We start from the raw sequence: 15,463 nt of genomic DNA, 5'->3' as shown, positions 1-15,463 counted from the left end.
CCGCCCTTGGCCCGGTCGCCCCCCCTTTTCCGTCAGAACTCCTTTTGCACAAGTGGATGGCACCTGCCGCCGGAACCGCCTGTGTTTGCCGCAATCGGATAACCGCGCCTGCCATCGCTTGACATGCCCGGAATATAGGCAAACCCTCCGACGCGAAGCACAGCCCCGGAGAGTGATACGATGACCCTGACCCGCCGCCATTTGATGTCCGGGGCCGCTGCCCTGGCGCTGTTGACCGCCCTGCCCGCCTCTGCCGATGGCCATGCGCCCCTGAAGGTTGCGGGCATCTACACCGTGCCGGTCGAGCAGCAATGGGTCAGCCGCATCCACATCGCGGCCGAGGCCGCCGCCGCGCGTGGTGACATCGAATACACCTTCACCGAGAATGTCGCCAACACCGACTATCCCCGCGTCATGCGCGAATACGCCGAAAGCGGCGTCGGCCTGATCGTGGGCGAGGTTTTCGGCGCCGAGGCAGAGGCCCGCGAAGTTGCCGCCGATTACCCGGAGGTGGCCTTCCTGATGGGGTCGTCCTTCAAGGAAGATCCGGCCCTGCCGAACTTCGCGGTGTTCGACAACTACATCCAGGACGCGGCCTACCTGTCCGGGATCATCGCGGGCGCCATGTCCGAGACGGGCAACATCGGCATGGTCGGCGGCTTTCCCATCCCCGAGGTGAACCGCCTGATGCACGCCTTCATGGCCGGCGTGCAGGAGACGAAGCCCGAGGCGACCTTCCAGGTCAGCTTCATCGGCAGCTGGTTCGACCCGCCCAAGGCCAAGGAAACCGCCTTCGCCATGATCGAGAACGGCGCCGACGTGATGTATGCCGAACGCTTCGGCGTGTCGGATGCGGCGGTCGAAAAGGGCGTGCTGGCGATCGGCAACGTCATCGACACGCAGGCCGATTACCCCAACACGGTCGTGGCCAGCGCGATCTGGCACTTCGAGCCGACGCTTGATGCGGCCATCGCCGCGGTCAAGGCGGGCGAGTTCACCGCAGCCGATTACGGCCGCTATTCCTTCATGGACCGGGGCGGATCGTCCCTTGCGCCGCTGGGCACCTTCGAAGACCGCGTCCCGCAGGAGGCACTGGACCTCGTGGCCGAACGCGAGGCCGCCATCATGGACGGCAGCTTCGCGGTCGAGATCAACGACGAAGAGCCGAAGTCCTCCTGAATGTCCGATGCAGCCAAGGCGGAGATTGTCCTTCGCCTTGAACATATCACCAAGCGGTTTGGACCGGTCACGGCGAACGAGGATGTCTCGTTCGCCGTCGCCTCGGGTGAGGTCGTGGCCCTTCTGGGCGAGAACGGCGCAGGCAAGACAACGCTGATGAATATCCTGTTCGGTCTCTATTCCGCGGATGAGGGCGAGGTGGAGCTGTTCGGACATCCCCTGCCCCCCGGCAATCCGCGCGCGGCCCTCGATGCCGGCGTCGGCATGGTGCATCAGCATTTCACATTGGCCGAAAACCTCAGCGTTCTGGACAACATCGTCCTTGGGACACGTCCGATCTGGTCGCTGTCGCTCGGTCTGCGCGCCGCCCGCGCGCGGGTGATGACCCTGATGACGGATTACGGCCTGCATGTGGACCCGGATGCGCAGGTGGCGACCCTGTCTGTCGGGCAACGGCAGCGTGTCGAAATCCTCAAGGCGCTCTACCGGGATGCGCGCATCCTGATCCTCGACGAGCCGACCGCCGTCCTGACCCCGCAGGAGGCAGAAGACCTCTTCGCCACCCTGCGCATCGCCGTCGCGCGCGGCCTCAGCGTGATCTTCATTTCCCACAAGCTGCACGAGGTCGCGGCCATATCGGACAGGGTGGTGGTGTTGCGCCATGGCCGTGTCGTCGCGCAGGCAGGAACGGCGGACACCAGCCGCGCGGACATGGCCCGTCTCATGATCGGCGGCGATATCGCGGCCCCGGCCCTGCGCCCCTCGGCGCCCGGTCGCGCCCTGGTCGATCTTGTCGGCGTATCGACGCCGGGCATCGGCGCCATTCCCGGTCTGCGCGACGTGACCCTGTCGTTGCCCGCCGGTCAGGTCACGGGGCTGGCGGGTGTATCGGGCAACGGACAGGGCGCGCTGGCCGACCTGTTGGCGGGCCTGATCCGCCCCACGTCCGGCACGCTTGCCATCGACGGGACGACACCGACCGACTGGTCCCCGCGCACCGCGATCGCCGCCGGGATCGCCCGCATCCCCGAAGACCGGCACGGCACCGGCACGGTGGGCGATTTCGACCTGGCCGAGAACGCCATGCTGGAGAGGTATGCCGCCCCCCCTATGTCCAAGCACGGCTGGCTGAACCGCAAGGCGGCGCTTGGCTTTGCCGACAGGATCATCGCGGCCTACGATGTCCGTTGTCCCGGCCCGACCACGCCCATTCGCCTACTGTCTGGGGGCAACATGCAGAAGCTGATCCTCGGCCGCGTGATGGAGGTGGCCCCGTCGGTGATCCTCGCCAATCAGCCGGTGCGCGGCCTTGATATCGGCGCGCTGACCTATGTGCATGAACAACTGCTGGCGGCACGCGACCGGGGGGCCGCCGTCCTGCTGATCTCCGAAGACCTCGACGAGGTCATCGCCCTGTCGGATGTGATCCACGTGATGTCCGAGGGGCGGCTCTCGCCCGGCTTCGACCGCGGCACCAAGACGGCCGTCGAATTGGGGGAATGGATGACCGGTGCGGGGTTTGCCGATGCGGCTTGAACCCATTCCCGCGCCCAGCCTTGCCCGTCGGCTGGGCCTGCCCCTTGCCGCGCTGACGGCGACGGCCCTGCTGGCGATGGGCCTTGCCGCACTGGCCGGTGCCGCCCCGGCAGAGGTCGCCTGGCTGGTGCTTCGCGGGGCCGTCGGGTCGAAATTCGCCTTATTGGAGACGTTGAACCGCGCCACTCCGCTGATCTTCACCGGTCTTGCGGTCGCTGTCGCGTTTCGGGCAAAGCTGTGGAACATCGGGGCCGAGGCACAGCTGTACCTCGGGGCGGTCGTGGTCGTGGTCCTTGGCACCGGGATGCTGCCGTGGCCTGCCGCGACGTTGCTGCCCGTGCTGGCCGTGGTCGCGATGTTGGCCGGGGCGGCGACCTTGCTTGTCCCGACCTTCCTCAAGACACGTTTCGGCGTCGACGAGGTGGTGACGACCCTTCTGCTGAACTTCGTGGCTCTCCTCTTCGTGTCCTACCTGCTCGAGGGGCCGCTGAAGGACCCGATGGGCATGGGATGGCCGAAATCGCCCCGCCTGATCCCCGAGGCACGCCTGCCCCGTCTGGCCGAAGGGCTGCGCCTGCACTGGGGGTTCGCGCTGGCCTGTATCGCCGCGGTGGTGGTCTGGGTCATCCAGACGCGGACGATCTGGGGGTATGAAATGCGGACCGTCGGCCTGAACGCCCGCGCGGCGCGGTTTGCCGGGATGCCGGTCAACATGGTCCTCGTGCGGACCGCCGTCCTGTCGGGCGGGTTGGCGGCGCTGGCCGGGTTTTCCGAAGTCGCGGGCGCGAAAGGGTCGCTGACCTTGGACCTGTCGCCGGGCTTCGGCTACACCGGGATCATCGTCGCGATGCTGGCCCTGCTGAACCCGCTGGGCGTCGTCATCGCCGCGATCTTCGTGGCGGGCATCTTCGTCGGGTCCGACAGCATGAGCCGTGCCGCCGGCGTTCCGACCTATATCGCCGATATCCTGCTGGCCGGATCGCTTCTGGCGATGGTGCTGGCAATCGGCCTGACACGGCGCAGGGTGGTCTGGAGATGAACGATCTGATCGAAATCCTGCTGTCCGCGTCGTTCTGGGCCGCCGCGATCCGCATCGCATCGCCCCTGATCTTCGCCGCCATGGGCGAGTTGATCTGTGAACGGGCGGGCGTCCTCAACCTCGGGATCGAGGGCATCATGGTGGCGGGCGCCTTCGCGGGGTGGATGGCGGTCTATGCGGGAGCCGGCCTGTGGATGGGCGTCGGCGTCGCCATGGCGGCGGGGATGCTGTTCGGTCTTCTGCATGCGACCCTGACAGTGCCCTTCGGCCTGTCGCAGCATGTCGTGGGGCTGGGCGTCACGCTTCTGGCGACCTCGGCCACGTATTACGCCTATCGCCTGGCCCTGCCCGAGGTGACATCCCCCCCCAAGATCGATGCATTCGAACCCTATGCGATCCCGATCCTCGGGGATCTGCCGATCGTGGGGACCGCCCTGTTCCAGCAGACCCCCCTGACCTATGGCGCCTATCTGACCGTGATCATCGTGTCCGTCGTGCTGTTCCGCACTCCGCTTGGGCTTGCGATCCGCGCGGCCGGAGAGAACCCCTCTGCCGTCGCGGCGCAGGGCCTGTCGGTCACGGGCATCCGCATGGGCGCGGTCATCACGGGCTCGGGCCTCATGGCCGTTGGCGGGGCTTTCCTGACCATGTCCGCCTTCGACAGCTTCTTCTTCGAGATGGTGAACGGACGCGGCTGGATCTGCATCGCGCTGGTGGTCTTCGGCGCATGGAAGCCGGGCAAGACCCTGCTGGGTGCGATCCTGTTCGCGGCCTTCGATGCATTGCAGATCCGTCTGCAACAGACGCCGATCGGCGCGGACATCCCCTATCAGGTGTTCCTGATGGCACCCTACATCCTGTCCATCCTCGCACTTGTCCTCATGTCACGGCGGGCGGCCGTGCCTGCGGCCCTGATGGTGCCATTCAACAAGGGGGAACGCTGATGTTCGACCTGATCATCCGGGGGGGCACCCTGCCCGACGGAACCGTCACCGACATCGGCATTCGCGGTGATCGCATCGCGGCAGTCGAGGACCTGTCGGCGGCCGAGGCGAGCGACGTCATCGACGCCGTAGGCGATCTGGTGTCCCCGCCCTTCGTCGATCCGCATTTCCACATGGACGCGACGCTCAGCTACGGCACCCCCCGCGTCAACGCCAGCGGCACCCTGCTCGAAGGGATCGGCCTCTGGGGGGAGCTTCGCGATCTTGCCAGCACCGACGCATTGATCGACCGGGCCCTGTCCTATTGCGACTGGGCCGTGTCGATGGGCCTGTTGACCATACGCAGTCACGTCGACACGACCCCCGACCACCTGCGCGGGGTCGAGGCGATGCTGGAGGTCAAACGCCGCGTCGCCCCCTACCTCGACCTGCAGCTCGTGGCCTTTCCGCAGGACGGGCTGTTGCGCACGCCGACCGGCCTCGAAAACGTGACGCGCGCGTTGGACATGGGCGTGGACGTGGTGGGCGGCATCCCGCATTTCGAACGCACGATGGCGGACGGCGCCGAAAGCGTGCGCATCCTGTGCGAAATGGCGGCGGATCGCGGATTGCCCGTCGACATGCATTGCGATGAAACCGACGATCCGCTGTCGCGCCATATCGAGACCCTCGCGGCCGAAACGACGCGACTGGGGCTGCAGGGCCGGGTGGCCGGATCGCACCTGACGTCCATGCATTCGATGGACAACTACTATGTCTCCAAACTGCTGCCGCTGATGGCCGAGGCGCAGATCGCCGCCATTCCGAACCCCCTGATCAACATCGTCCTTCAGGGCCGGCACGACAGCTATCCCAAACGCCGCGGCCTGACACGGGTGCGCGAAATGCTGGCCGCGGGGATCGAGGTCGGGTGGGGGCAGGATTGCGTTCTCGATCCGTGGTATTCACTGGGCACGGCAGACATGCTGGACGTGGCCTTCATGGGCCTGCACGTGGCCCAGATGACCCATCCGACGGAAATGGCCCGGTGTTTCGACATGGTAACGGGGGCCAATGCCCGCATCCTTGGCCTGACCGACTATGGCCTGCAACCGGGACGCCTGGCCTCGCTCGTCGTTCTGGACGCCGCCACCCCGACCGAAGCCCTGCGCCTGCGGCCCGCACGATTGGCTGTCGTCTCCAAGGGCCGCGTCGTCAGCCGACAGGCCCGTGGCACCGGCGAGCTGACACTTCCCGGGCGCCCATCACAGGTCAGCCGGCGTCATCAAGCATCCGGCGATAAAGGCTAAGGCCCTCCTCTGACCGAAAATACCTCGGGGGGGCCGTCAGGCCGGGGGCAGCGCCCCCTCCCCCTTCGCCGCTCAACCCTGTCCGATCGCCGTCGATTCCGTCACGATGAGGGTCGGGGTCACATCTATCCGCGGCGGCGCAGGGCGCCCCGTCAATACATCGATGATCATCTGCGCCGTTGCCTGCCCGATCCTTGCGGGGTGCGGATCGATCGTGGTCAGGCGCGGCACGCAGATATCCGCGATCTCGTAGGCACCGAACCCTGCGATCACGATATCCCCCGGGACCGACAGACCCCGACGTGCGCATTCCGTCAACGCGCCAAAGGCCGACAGGTCCGAAATGCAGATGACCGCCTCGGTCCCCGGATAACCGTCGAGCAGACGAACCATCGCATCCGCCCCCTCGCGCATGGAGATCGGCGGCCGTCCCGCGCCGATCAGGCGCGATGCGTCCAATCCATGCGCGGCCATCGCCGACAGAAACCCCCGCCGCCGGTCGGCCCCACGCGTGTCGCCGTCCGTGTCACCCCCGATGAAGGCGATCCGGCCATGACCCTGCCCCACGAGGTGATCGACCATCATCCCCATCGCCGCCGCGTTGGAGAACCCGACAACCCTGTCGACCGGATCCTCGGGCAGGTCCCATGTCTCGATCACCGGAATTGCGGCGGCCTGCAACAGGCGGCGGGTCCGCGCCGTGTGGCGCCCACCCGTCAGAACGATCGCCTCGGGTCTGCGGCGCAGCAACTGTTCCACGAGGCGTTCTTCTTCCTCGATGTCATAGTTGGTATAGCCGAGCAGGACCTGAAGGCCCTGATCGGACAGTATCGGCGCCAGCCCACCAACGGTATCGGCGAAATTGGCGTTGTTCAGCGACGGGATCAGAACGGCAACGAAGTCCGTTTTCTGCGACCTGAGGTTCGCGGCGGTGCTGTCGTAGACATAGCCCAGCTCGTCGGCGGCCTTCATGATCGCGGCCCGCGTCGCCTGCTTGACCGAGGCATCCTTCTTGAAGGCCCGGCTGACCGTCATGACCGACACGCCGGCGGCCATTGCAACGTCCTTCATCCGCGCACTGCGCTGCATCATTCGGGACCTTCCGTCGGTGGACGGATCGCCCGCACGCAGGCACATCCGTCGGTCATCTGATACCGCGTTAACGTTACCACGCCGACATGCGGGATGGCACCCGTCACGAACGGGTGCCGCCCATGACAAAGCCGCAACGATGAGACGCCTGAGCGCCACGGGACATGATGTCCCGTTGCGAATAGTTCGCTTTTCTGGTTCGACTGCGCGCAACAAGGGACAGGACATCATGACGAACAACAATGACGCGCCCGCGCGGGCCAGCGGACGCGACTGGGTCATGACCCTCGCCAAGTATCGTGAACCCGACAACCTGCGCAGCGTCTTCGAACTCTGCGTCAGCGCAGGGCCGTTCATCGCCCTCTGGGTGCTGGCATGCTGGGTGGCGCAATACAGCTATCTCGGCGCGCTCGCGATCTCGATCGTGAACGGCGGGTTCCTCCTGCGTCTCTTCTGCATTCAGCACGACTGCGGGCATGGGTCGTTTTTCGGGGATCGTCGGGTCAGCGACTGGGTTGGCCGGGTTCTGGGGGTGGTCACTTGGACACCGTATGACGTCTGGCGCCGGACCCATTCCATCCACCACAGCCACGCCGGTGACCTTGGCCATCGCGGGATCGGGGACATCATGACCCTGACCACCGAGGAATATCATCAGCGCAGCGCCTTCGGCCGCTGGCTCTATCGGGCCTATCGCAGCCCGATCGTGCTGTTCGGTATCGGTCCCAGCTATATCTTCTTTCTGCAGAACCGCCTGCCGCTCGGCCTGATGACGCAGGGCAGGAAATACTGGATCTCGGCCATGGGGACCAACATCGCGCTGGCCGCGATCCTCGGGCTGATCGCCTATGTCGGCGGCTGGCAGGCGCTGGTTCTCGTCATGCTGCCCTCGACCCTCGTCGCGGCGTCGATCGGGATGTGGCTGTTCTACATCCAGCATCAGTTCGAGGAAACGCACTGGGACGAAGGGGACGACTGGCAGTTGCACGATGCCGCCCTGCACGGATCATCGCATTACGACCTGCCGCCGATCCTGCGGTGGTTCTCGGCAAATATCGGCATCCACCACGTGCACCACCTTTATGCGCGCATCCCCTTCTACCGGCTGAGCGAGGTTCTGCGCGACCATGCGGAACTGGGCGACTATGGCCGCATGACTCTGCGGGAAAGCCTTGCCTGCGCCCGACTGGACCTTTGGGATACCGGCACGCGCAAGCTGATCTCGTTCCGCGATGCACACCGGATGAAGCATCAGGCCGCCCTGGCCGCCTGATCCACCAAGGGGCGGGTTGCGGGCAACGTGATGGCGTTGCCCGTGACAAGGTTCAGGCCAGCCACTCATGTGCTTCGGTGACGTGGTGATGGATGCGCCCATCGAAATGCGCAGCCACGATTTCCGCCGTGACCTCCCGCGATTGCGCGCGGAACGGACTGCCGAGGGCGCTCTCCATGCCATCACGGTCCGCATAGGTGATCGCGAGGATCAGCGGAAACTCCGGCGCGCCTTCGTCACGCTCCTCTCCGAACATGACGCGCACGGCGACATTGCCGGGAAACTGGCGCCACAGGGGGACCAGACGCTCCTGCACGGCGGTGCGAAACGCATCCCGGTGGCCGTCCTTTACCGTGCCCTCGAACAGGGCGTAGCGGGTTATCATTCGAAGTGCTCCTTGTTGGGTCCCTTGAAGTATTCCATCAGCGCCGCCTGATCCTCGCCGCCCAGACCGGCAGCGGTCAGCATGCGGTGCACCTCTGCCGCCAGGGCGGTCATCGGCATCGATGTATGCGTGCGCCGCGCCAGATCCTGCGCGCCGTTCAGATCCTTGACCATGTTGTCGATCCGGCCGGTGCGTCGGTAGTCACGGGTTGCAAAGCGCGGCATGTATTCCTGCAAGATCGCACTGTCCGCACGTCCCCCGCGCAGGGCCTGCGGGATCATCTCGGCATCCACACCGGCATCTTGCGCCAGTTGCGTCGCCTCGGCCACGGCAAGGAAGTTCAAGGCACACAGGACCTGATTGATCAGTTTCGTGGTCTGACCCGCGCCGACCGGTCCCATGCGGGTGATGTTCGATGCGACATGGGACAGGACGCCGCGCGCATCCTCCACATCCGCCTCCGCCCCGCCGCACATCAGGGTCAGCTCCCCCGTTTCCGCCTTGGGCGCGCCGCCCGACAGGGGGGCATCGACCCACCGCAGGCCATGGTCGGCGGCCCTTGCGGCAAGGTCCTTGGTCGCGTCCGGATCGATGGAGGACATGTCGATGATCAACGTGCCCTTTGCCGCCCCCTCGGCCACGCCGCCGGGACCAAACACGGCCCGTTCGACGATGATTGGCGCATTGAGACTGGTGATTACGACGGGTGAGGCTGCGCCTGCGGCCGCACCGCTGTCCGCTGCGCGGGCCCCCAGATCGACCAAGGCCTGCACCTTTTCCGCATCCAGATCGAAAACGGTCAGCTGTTGACCCGTCCTTGCCAGTCGCTCGCCAATGGCCCCGCCCATGGACCCGGCCCCTATCAAGGATACTGCACCCGCCATTCCGGCCCCCATTCCGTTCAGTTCTTGCTCGGAGCAGGGTTTGTTACCGATAACAGTAAGTCAACCCGCGAAGTGACACCGGGTCTGAAGGATCATGCCGCCACACCGGTCACTGAACGCAAAACGGCGGCCCCGTCGGGGGCCGCCGTCATGCAGACAATGCCAGATGGTGTCAGTCGCGCTCGGCGTCGTGGATCATCGCACCGCGGGGGCCGTCGCTGGCGATGCGGGCGCAGGCTTCCTCGAACCCGGCAACGGCGACGGCGTTCTGTGCGAGGTCGCCGAAAACTTCGGTCATCTGCAGGAAGGTCACCGGGTCGCCCATCGCGGCCTTGCGGACGGTGTCGGCATTCGGATCGGCGAAGGTATCCGAGGTGCGGACGTGTTCACGCCACAGCGCCACCTCCAGCAACAGACCCCGCGCGTCACCGCCAGCGGCCAGGCAATCGCGCAACGTCGGCACGATGAACTTCGGCTGACGGTTGGACCCGTCGAAACACAGGCGCGGAATGGTATCGCGCACCGCATCGTTGCCGAACCGCTCCAGCAGCTTGAGCAGGTAGGCGTCGTAATCGACGCCCGGGATCGGCGCCAAAGTCGGCGCGATCTCCCGGCGGGCGATGCCCAGCATCCAGGACCGGATGACCGGATCGCGTACCGCATCATGCACGACACCATGCCCGGACAGGTCACCGGCATAGCCCATCGCCGCGTGCAGACCGTTCAGAAGCCGCAGCTTCATCAGCTCATAGGGTAGGACATCCTCGACGAACTCCACCCCGACATCTTCCAACGCCGGACGGCCCTGTGGGAAGGTGTCTTCCAGAACCCACTGACGGAACGGCTCGCAGGTCACCGGCGCCTTGTCGTCGATGCCGAGCGCATGGACGCGCGCGATCTCGGCGGGCCCGGTCGCCGGCGTGATGCAATCGACCATGCCGTTGGGCAGAGCCACCTCGGCCTCGATCCATGCGGCAAGATCGGGGTCCGACATCGCGGCCAGACCGACCAGCGCGCCCCGCGTGACATTCCCGTTGTGGGGGATGTTGTCGCAGCTGAGCACCGTGAACGGCGGCGTGCCGGCGGCACGGCGCGCGCGCAGGGCGGCCAGAAGGATGCCGAACACCGTCCTGGGCGCATCGGGGTTGGCCGCATCGGCAACGATGTCCGCATGCTTCGTATCGAACGAGTTGGTCAGCGGATCGATGTAATATCCGCCCTCCGTTATCGTCAGCGAGGCAATGCGGATCGACGGCTTCGACAGCGCATCGACAAGCACGGCGGCATCGACGGGCAGAAAGTCGATCATCGGCGCCGTGATCCGGGCGCTTGCGCCCGCCGGGTCCAGATCGACGACCGTGCTCAGGCAATCCTGCGCCTTGAGACGGTCGCGCATGGCGGCGTCCCCGGGGCGCACACCGGCCCCCAGCAAGGCCCAGTCATGGTCCTTGCCGGTCCCGAACAGCTGATCGAGATAGACCGCCATATGCGCCCGGTGAAAGTTGCCGACACCGATATGCACGATGCCCGCGGTCAGGTCGTCGCGGTCGTATCCCGGACGCGCCACCTGCGCAGGCAGGGCATCGAGGTTCGCCAACGACAGGGGAATGATATCCCCGGTGGTCATGGTTTCAGTCACGTCAGTCACAGGCGCAGGCCATCCGGGCCGAAGCGGTGGATCATTTCCATGTTGGGGCTCAGACGAATGGTATCACCGTGGTTCACGGCAATATCGCCCGTCTGACGAACGGTCATCGTTTCCATCAGGCCCGTGTCATGCACGTGCAGGAACGTATCCGATCCGAGATGCTCGGCCACGCCGACACGGCCTTCCCAGATGCCGTTCGGGTCGACGGCCAGATGCTCGGGGCGCACGCCGATGGTGGTGGCGTTGTGCTTGGCGGCCTCGGGTCCCTCGATCAGGTTCATCTTGGGCGACCCGATGAAACCGGCGACGAAGGTGTTGCGCGGCTTGTGATACAGTTCCAGCGGCGATCCGACCTGCTCGATGTTGCCCTTCTGCAGAACGACGATCTTGTCGGCCATGGTCATGGCCTCGACCTGGTCGTGCGTCACGTAGATCATCGTGGTCTTGAGCTCCTTGTGAAGCTCGCTGATCTCCATGCGCATGCCGACACGCAGGGCCGCATCGAGGTTCGACAGCGGCTCATCGAAGAGGAAGGCGGACGGCTCCCGCACGATGGCGCGGCCGATGGCGACACGCTGACGCTGACCGCCTGAAAGCTGACCGGGACGCCGATCGATGTAGTCGGCGAGGTTCAGGATCTTGGCGGCGTGGTTGACGCGGCGATCCTGCTCGGCCTGGTCCATCTTGGCCATCTTCAGCGGGAACGAGATGTTCTTGCGCACCGACATATGCGGGTAGAGGGCATAGGACTGGAACACCATGGCAAGGCCGCGCTTGGACGGCGGCAGGCTGGTGGCATTGGTCCCGTCGATCTCGATCGTGCCCGAGGTCATGTCCTCCAACCCTGCGATCAGACGCAGCAGGGTGGACTTGCCGCAGCCCGAGGGGCCTACGAAGACAACGAATTCACCATCGTTGATCTGCAGGTCCAGCGGCGGGATGACGTTGACGTCGCCAAAAGACTTGGTGACCTGTGTGAGATTGATCTGTCCCATTATTTCACTGCTCCGAATGTAAGGCCGCGGACGAGCTGTTTCTGGCTGAACCAGCCGAGGATGAGGATCGGCGCGATGGCCATTGTGGACGCTGCGGACAGCTTGGCGAAGAACAGGCCTTCGGGTGACGAGTAGCTGGCGATGAACGACGTCAGCGGTGCGGCGTTGGCGGCCGTCAGGTTCAGGGTCCAGAACGCTTCGTTCCAGGCCAGGATGAAGTTCAGCAGAAGGGTCGATGCGATCCCGGGCACCGCCATCGGCGTGAGCACGTGGAAGATCTCCTCCCGCAGGGACGCACCGTCCATCCGCGCGGCCTCGAGGATCTCGGAGGGGATTTCGCGGAAGTAGGTGTAGAGCATCCACACGATGATCGGCAGGTTGATCAGCATCAGGACGATCACGAGGCCGATCCGCGTATCCAGAATGCCCAGTTTGATGAATACGAGGCTGATCGGATAGAGCACGCCGACGGCAGGCAGCATCTTGGTCGAGAGCATCCACAGAAGGATGTCCTTGGTCCGGGCCGAGGGCACGAAGGCCATCGACCAGGCCGCCGGAACGGCGACGATGATACCCAGAAGGGTGGAGCCGCCGGCGATGATGATCGAGTTCCACAGGAACTTCATGTAGCCGGAGCGGTCCTGAACGACGCCGTAGTTTTCGAGCGTCCAGTCGAAGAACACGAAGCTCGGCGGCGATGCGATCGCCTCGGCCTCGGTCTTGAACGATGTCAGGATCGTCCAGAGGATCGGGAAGAACAGCAGCAGACCGATGGTCCAGGCGGCGGCTGTGGTGATCGCCTTGCGGCGGGGTGTGACGGCGCGGGCCATATGACTTCCCTCCTTAGGCGTCGAGGTTCTTGCCGACGATCCGCATCAGGAAGATCGCGACGATGTTGGCTACGATGACGGCGAAGATGCCCCCTGCGGATCCGAGGCCGATGTTCTGGCTTTCGACAATCCGCTGGAACACGAGGTAGGACAGCGTCCGGGTTCCGAAGGCACCACCGGTGGTGACGAAGATCTCGGCGAAGATCGACAGCAGGAAGATCGTCTGGATCAGCGTCACGATCGTAATCGCGCGGCCCAGGTGGGGCAGGATCAGGTACCAGAACCGCGACAGGGCGGGGGCGCCATCCATCTCGGCTGCTTCCAGCTGTTCACTGTCCAGCGACTGGATCGCGGTCAGCAGGATCAGCGTGGCAAAGGGCAGCCACTGCCACGACAGGATCAGGATGATCGACAGAAGCGGCGATTGTGACAGGAAATCATGTGGCGTCGCCCCGAAGAACCGCCAGACATGACTGAGCACGCCGTTGTTGGGGTCCATCATCATGTTCTTCCAGACCAGCGCGGACACGGTCGGCATCACGAAGAAAGGTGAAATCACGAGGATACGGACGATGCCCTGTCCAAAGATCTGCTCGTTGAGAAGCAGGGCGAGCAAGACGCCGATCGTCAGCGTGATGATCAGCACCGCCGCCACGAGGATCAGCGTCGTCCAGACGGAGTCGGCGAAGGACGACGAATTCCAGAAGCGGACGTAGTTTTCGAAGCCCACCCAAGGTTCGAACACGCCGCGCAGCGGGCGGTAGTCCGAGAACGAGAAGTAGAGCGTCATGATCAGCGGCACCAACATCCACCCCAGGAGGAGCGTGACGGCTGGTGCCATCATGTAGCGTGCGGCGGTTCTGGAATGCGCGGTTGCCATGACCGATTCTCCTGCGGAAGCCCGATTGGATCGCGGCTTGCGGCGTCAGTGAAAAAAAGAGGTCGCCGCTTGTAAAGCGCGGCGGCAGCTTGGGTTTCCGGGGCGACGAACGCCGCCCCGGACCATGAAATCAGTAGCCTGCGGCTTCCATTTCTTCGACGGCGATGGCCTGGGCCTTCTCGAGGGCTTCCTCGACGGTCTGCTGACCGGCATAGGCAGCCGACAGTTCCTGGCTCACCTGGGTCCAGAGACCGGACCACTCGGGGATGGCGGCGAACTGGACGCCGACGTAGGGGACGGGGTCGACCGTCGGGTTGGTCGGGTCAGCCGACAGGATCGAGTCCAGGGTCATCTGTGCGAAGGGCACTTCCTGGTATTCGGCGGTGTCATAGAGCGACTGACGGGCGCCCGGAGGCACGTTGGCCCAACCTTCGTTGGCGGCGACCATCTCGATGTAGGCCGTACCGGTGGCCCACTCGATGAACTCCTTCGCGGCGTCTGCCTTCTGGGTGCCGGCGGGGATGCCGAGTGCCCAGGCCCAGAGCCAGTTGGAGCGCTTGCCCAGACCGTTGTCGGGTGCCAGTGCGAAACCGACGGAGTCAGCGACCTGGCTGTCGTCGGGGTTGGTCACGAAGGACGCCGCCACGGTGGCGTCGATCCACATGCCGCACTTGCCCTGCTGGAACAGGTTCAGGTTCTCGTTGAAGCCGTTGGTCGCGTAGCCCGGAGGGCCGTAGGCGTCCATCGTGTCCTTGAAGAAGTTGACCGTGGTGGCCCACTCTTCGCTGTCGAGCTGGGGAACCCAGTTCTCGTCGAAGACGCGCGCGCCGAACGAGTTTGCCATTGCCGTGATGAAGGCGCCGCCCTCACCCCAGCCGGCCTTGCCGCGCAGGCAGATGCCGTACATTTCGTTGTCGCGGTCGGTCATCGACGCGGCTGCTTCGACGATCTGGTCCCAGGTCGGGGCCTCGGGCAGGTCGACGAGGTCCGAACGGTACATCACCATCGACGATTCACCGTAGAACGGTGCGGCGTACAGGGTGCCATCGTGCGACAGGCCACCGGCCATGGCGGGCAGGATGTCGTCGGCGTTGTATTCAGCGGACAGATCGTCCAGCGGCACGAGCCAGCCCTGGGCACCCCAGATGGGGGCTTCGTACATACCGATCGTCATCAGATCGAAAGCACCGCCCTTGGTGGTGATGTCGGTGGTGACTCGCTGGCGCAGGACGTTCTCTTCGAGGGTGACCCACTCGACCTGGTGGCCGGTCTTCTCGGTGAAATCGTCTGTGTAGCCCTGCATGCGGATCATGTCGCCGTTGTTCACGGTCGCGATTGTCAGCGTGGTGGCGTGGCCGTCGGCGAGCGCAATGCCGCCAGTCGCACAGAGTGCGGAAGCGCCCAGCAGGGCGCGCATGGTCTTGTTCATTTAGTCCTCCCAATGCCCGACCGGGCAATTGCCTATCAGGTGGGCACATGCTCATCGATA

Annotated in this window: 14 protein-coding genes; 6 read left to right on the top strand and 8 right to left on the bottom strand. The window is 65.0% G+C overall.

Features of this window, described 5'->3' with window-relative positions; genetic code table 11:
* Window positions 1-180: 180 nt before the first annotated feature.
* From V6N07_RS09965 to V6N07_RS09945, 5 genes are read left to right on the top strand one after another with little or no spacing between them, the layout of a single operon-like run.
* On the top strand, window positions 181-1,179 hold the full coding sequence (locus tag V6N07_RS09965; protein WP_371156058.1) for a BMP family protein: 999 nt from the start codon (window positions 181-183) through the stop codon (window positions 1,177-1,179).
* On the top strand, window positions 1,180-2,715 hold the full coding sequence (locus V6N07_RS09960; RefSeq protein ID WP_371156056.1) for an ABC transporter ATP-binding protein: 1,536 nt from the start codon (window positions 1,180-1,182) through the stop codon (window positions 2,713-2,715). It begins immediately after the preceding gene.
* Window positions 2,705-3,754 carry an ABC transporter permease gene (locus V6N07_RS09955; RefSeq protein WP_371156054.1) on the top strand — a complete coding sequence of 350 codons (1,050 nt, stop codon included), beginning with the start codon at window positions 2,705-2,707 and terminating at the stop codon, window positions 3,752-3,754. The genes V6N07_RS09960 and V6N07_RS09955 overlap by 11 nt, the downstream gene beginning before the upstream one ends.
* A complete protein-coding gene (locus tag V6N07_RS09950) occupies window positions 3,751-4,698 on the top strand; it encodes an ABC transporter permease (protein ID WP_371156053.1) in 948 nt (315 codons plus the stop codon). Before V6N07_RS09955 ends, V6N07_RS09950 begins: the two co-directional genes overlap by 4 nt.
* Window positions 4,698-5,987, top strand: coding sequence for an amidohydrolase family protein (locus V6N07_RS09945; protein WP_371156051.1), 1,290 nt, complete (start codon window positions 4,698-4,700; stop codon window positions 5,985-5,987). Before V6N07_RS09950 ends, V6N07_RS09945 begins: the two co-directional genes overlap by 1 nt.
* 72 nt (window positions 5,988-6,059) lie before the next feature.
* On the opposite strand, the gene V6N07_RS09940 is transcribed toward V6N07_RS09945, so the two are convergent.
* On the bottom strand, window positions 6,060-7,079 hold the full coding sequence (locus V6N07_RS09940; protein ID WP_371156049.1) for a LacI family DNA-binding transcriptional regulator: 1,020 nt from the start codon (window positions 7,077-7,079) through the stop codon (window positions 6,060-6,062).
* A 229-nt stretch (window positions 7,080-7,308) separates the two neighbouring features.
* On the opposite strand from V6N07_RS09940, the gene V6N07_RS09935 reads away from it, so the two are divergent.
* Complete coding sequence (locus V6N07_RS09935; protein ID WP_371156047.1) at window positions 7,309-8,352, top strand: fatty acid desaturase; 1,044 nt, start codon at window positions 7,309-7,311, stop codon at window positions 8,350-8,352.
* Window positions 8,353-8,404: 52 nt separating this feature from the next.
* Here the strand turns inward: V6N07_RS09935 and V6N07_RS09930 are convergent, their stop codons facing one another.
* The 7 genes from V6N07_RS09930 to V6N07_RS09900 form a co-directional block, all read right to left on the bottom strand.
* Window positions 8,405-8,737: a putative quinol monooxygenase gene (locus V6N07_RS09930; RefSeq protein WP_371156045.1), complete on the bottom strand. Its 333-nt coding sequence runs from the start codon at window positions 8,735-8,737 to the stop codon at window positions 8,405-8,407.
* On the bottom strand, window positions 8,734-9,621 hold the full coding sequence (locus V6N07_RS09925) for an NAD(P)-dependent oxidoreductase (RefSeq protein WP_371156043.1): 888 nt from the start codon (window positions 9,619-9,621) through the stop codon (window positions 8,734-8,736). The genes V6N07_RS09930 and V6N07_RS09925 overlap by 4 nt, the downstream gene beginning before the upstream one ends.
* A 172-nt stretch (window positions 9,622-9,793) precedes the next feature.
* Window positions 9,794-11,248 carry a mannitol dehydrogenase family protein gene (locus tag V6N07_RS09920; protein WP_371156042.1) on the bottom strand — a complete coding sequence of 485 codons (1,455 nt, stop codon included), beginning with the start codon at window positions 11,246-11,248 and terminating at the stop codon, window positions 9,794-9,796.
* A 17-nt stretch (window positions 11,249-11,265) separates the two neighbouring features.
* Complete coding sequence (locus tag V6N07_RS09915; protein ID WP_371156041.1) at window positions 11,266-12,264, bottom strand: ABC transporter ATP-binding protein; 999 nt, start codon at window positions 12,262-12,264, stop codon at window positions 11,266-11,268.
* A complete protein-coding gene (locus V6N07_RS09910) occupies window positions 12,264-13,094 on the bottom strand; it encodes a carbohydrate ABC transporter permease (protein WP_371156039.1) in 831 nt (276 codons plus the stop codon). The genes V6N07_RS09915 and V6N07_RS09910 overlap by 1 nt, the downstream gene beginning before the upstream one ends.
* Before the next feature lie 13 nt (window positions 13,095-13,107).
* Window positions 13,108-13,974, bottom strand: coding sequence for a carbohydrate ABC transporter permease (locus tag V6N07_RS09905; protein ID WP_371156037.1), 867 nt, complete (start codon window positions 13,972-13,974; stop codon window positions 13,108-13,110).
* 130 nt (window positions 13,975-14,104) lie between these two features.
* Window positions 14,105-15,403 (bottom strand): sugar ABC transporter substrate-binding protein, encoded by a 1,299-nt coding sequence (locus tag V6N07_RS09900; protein ID WP_371156035.1) that lies wholly within the window; start codon window positions 15,401-15,403, stop codon window positions 14,105-14,107.
* Window positions 15,404-15,463 lie beyond the last annotated feature (60 nt).

This window comes from Jannaschia sp. 2305UL9-9 (assembly GCF_041403465.1).
GTDB lineage: Bacteria > Pseudomonadota > Alphaproteobacteria > Rhodobacterales > Rhodobacteraceae > Jannaschia.
Note: the sequence above shows the minus strand (reverse complement) of the source record. Positions and strands in the feature narration are given on the sequence as shown.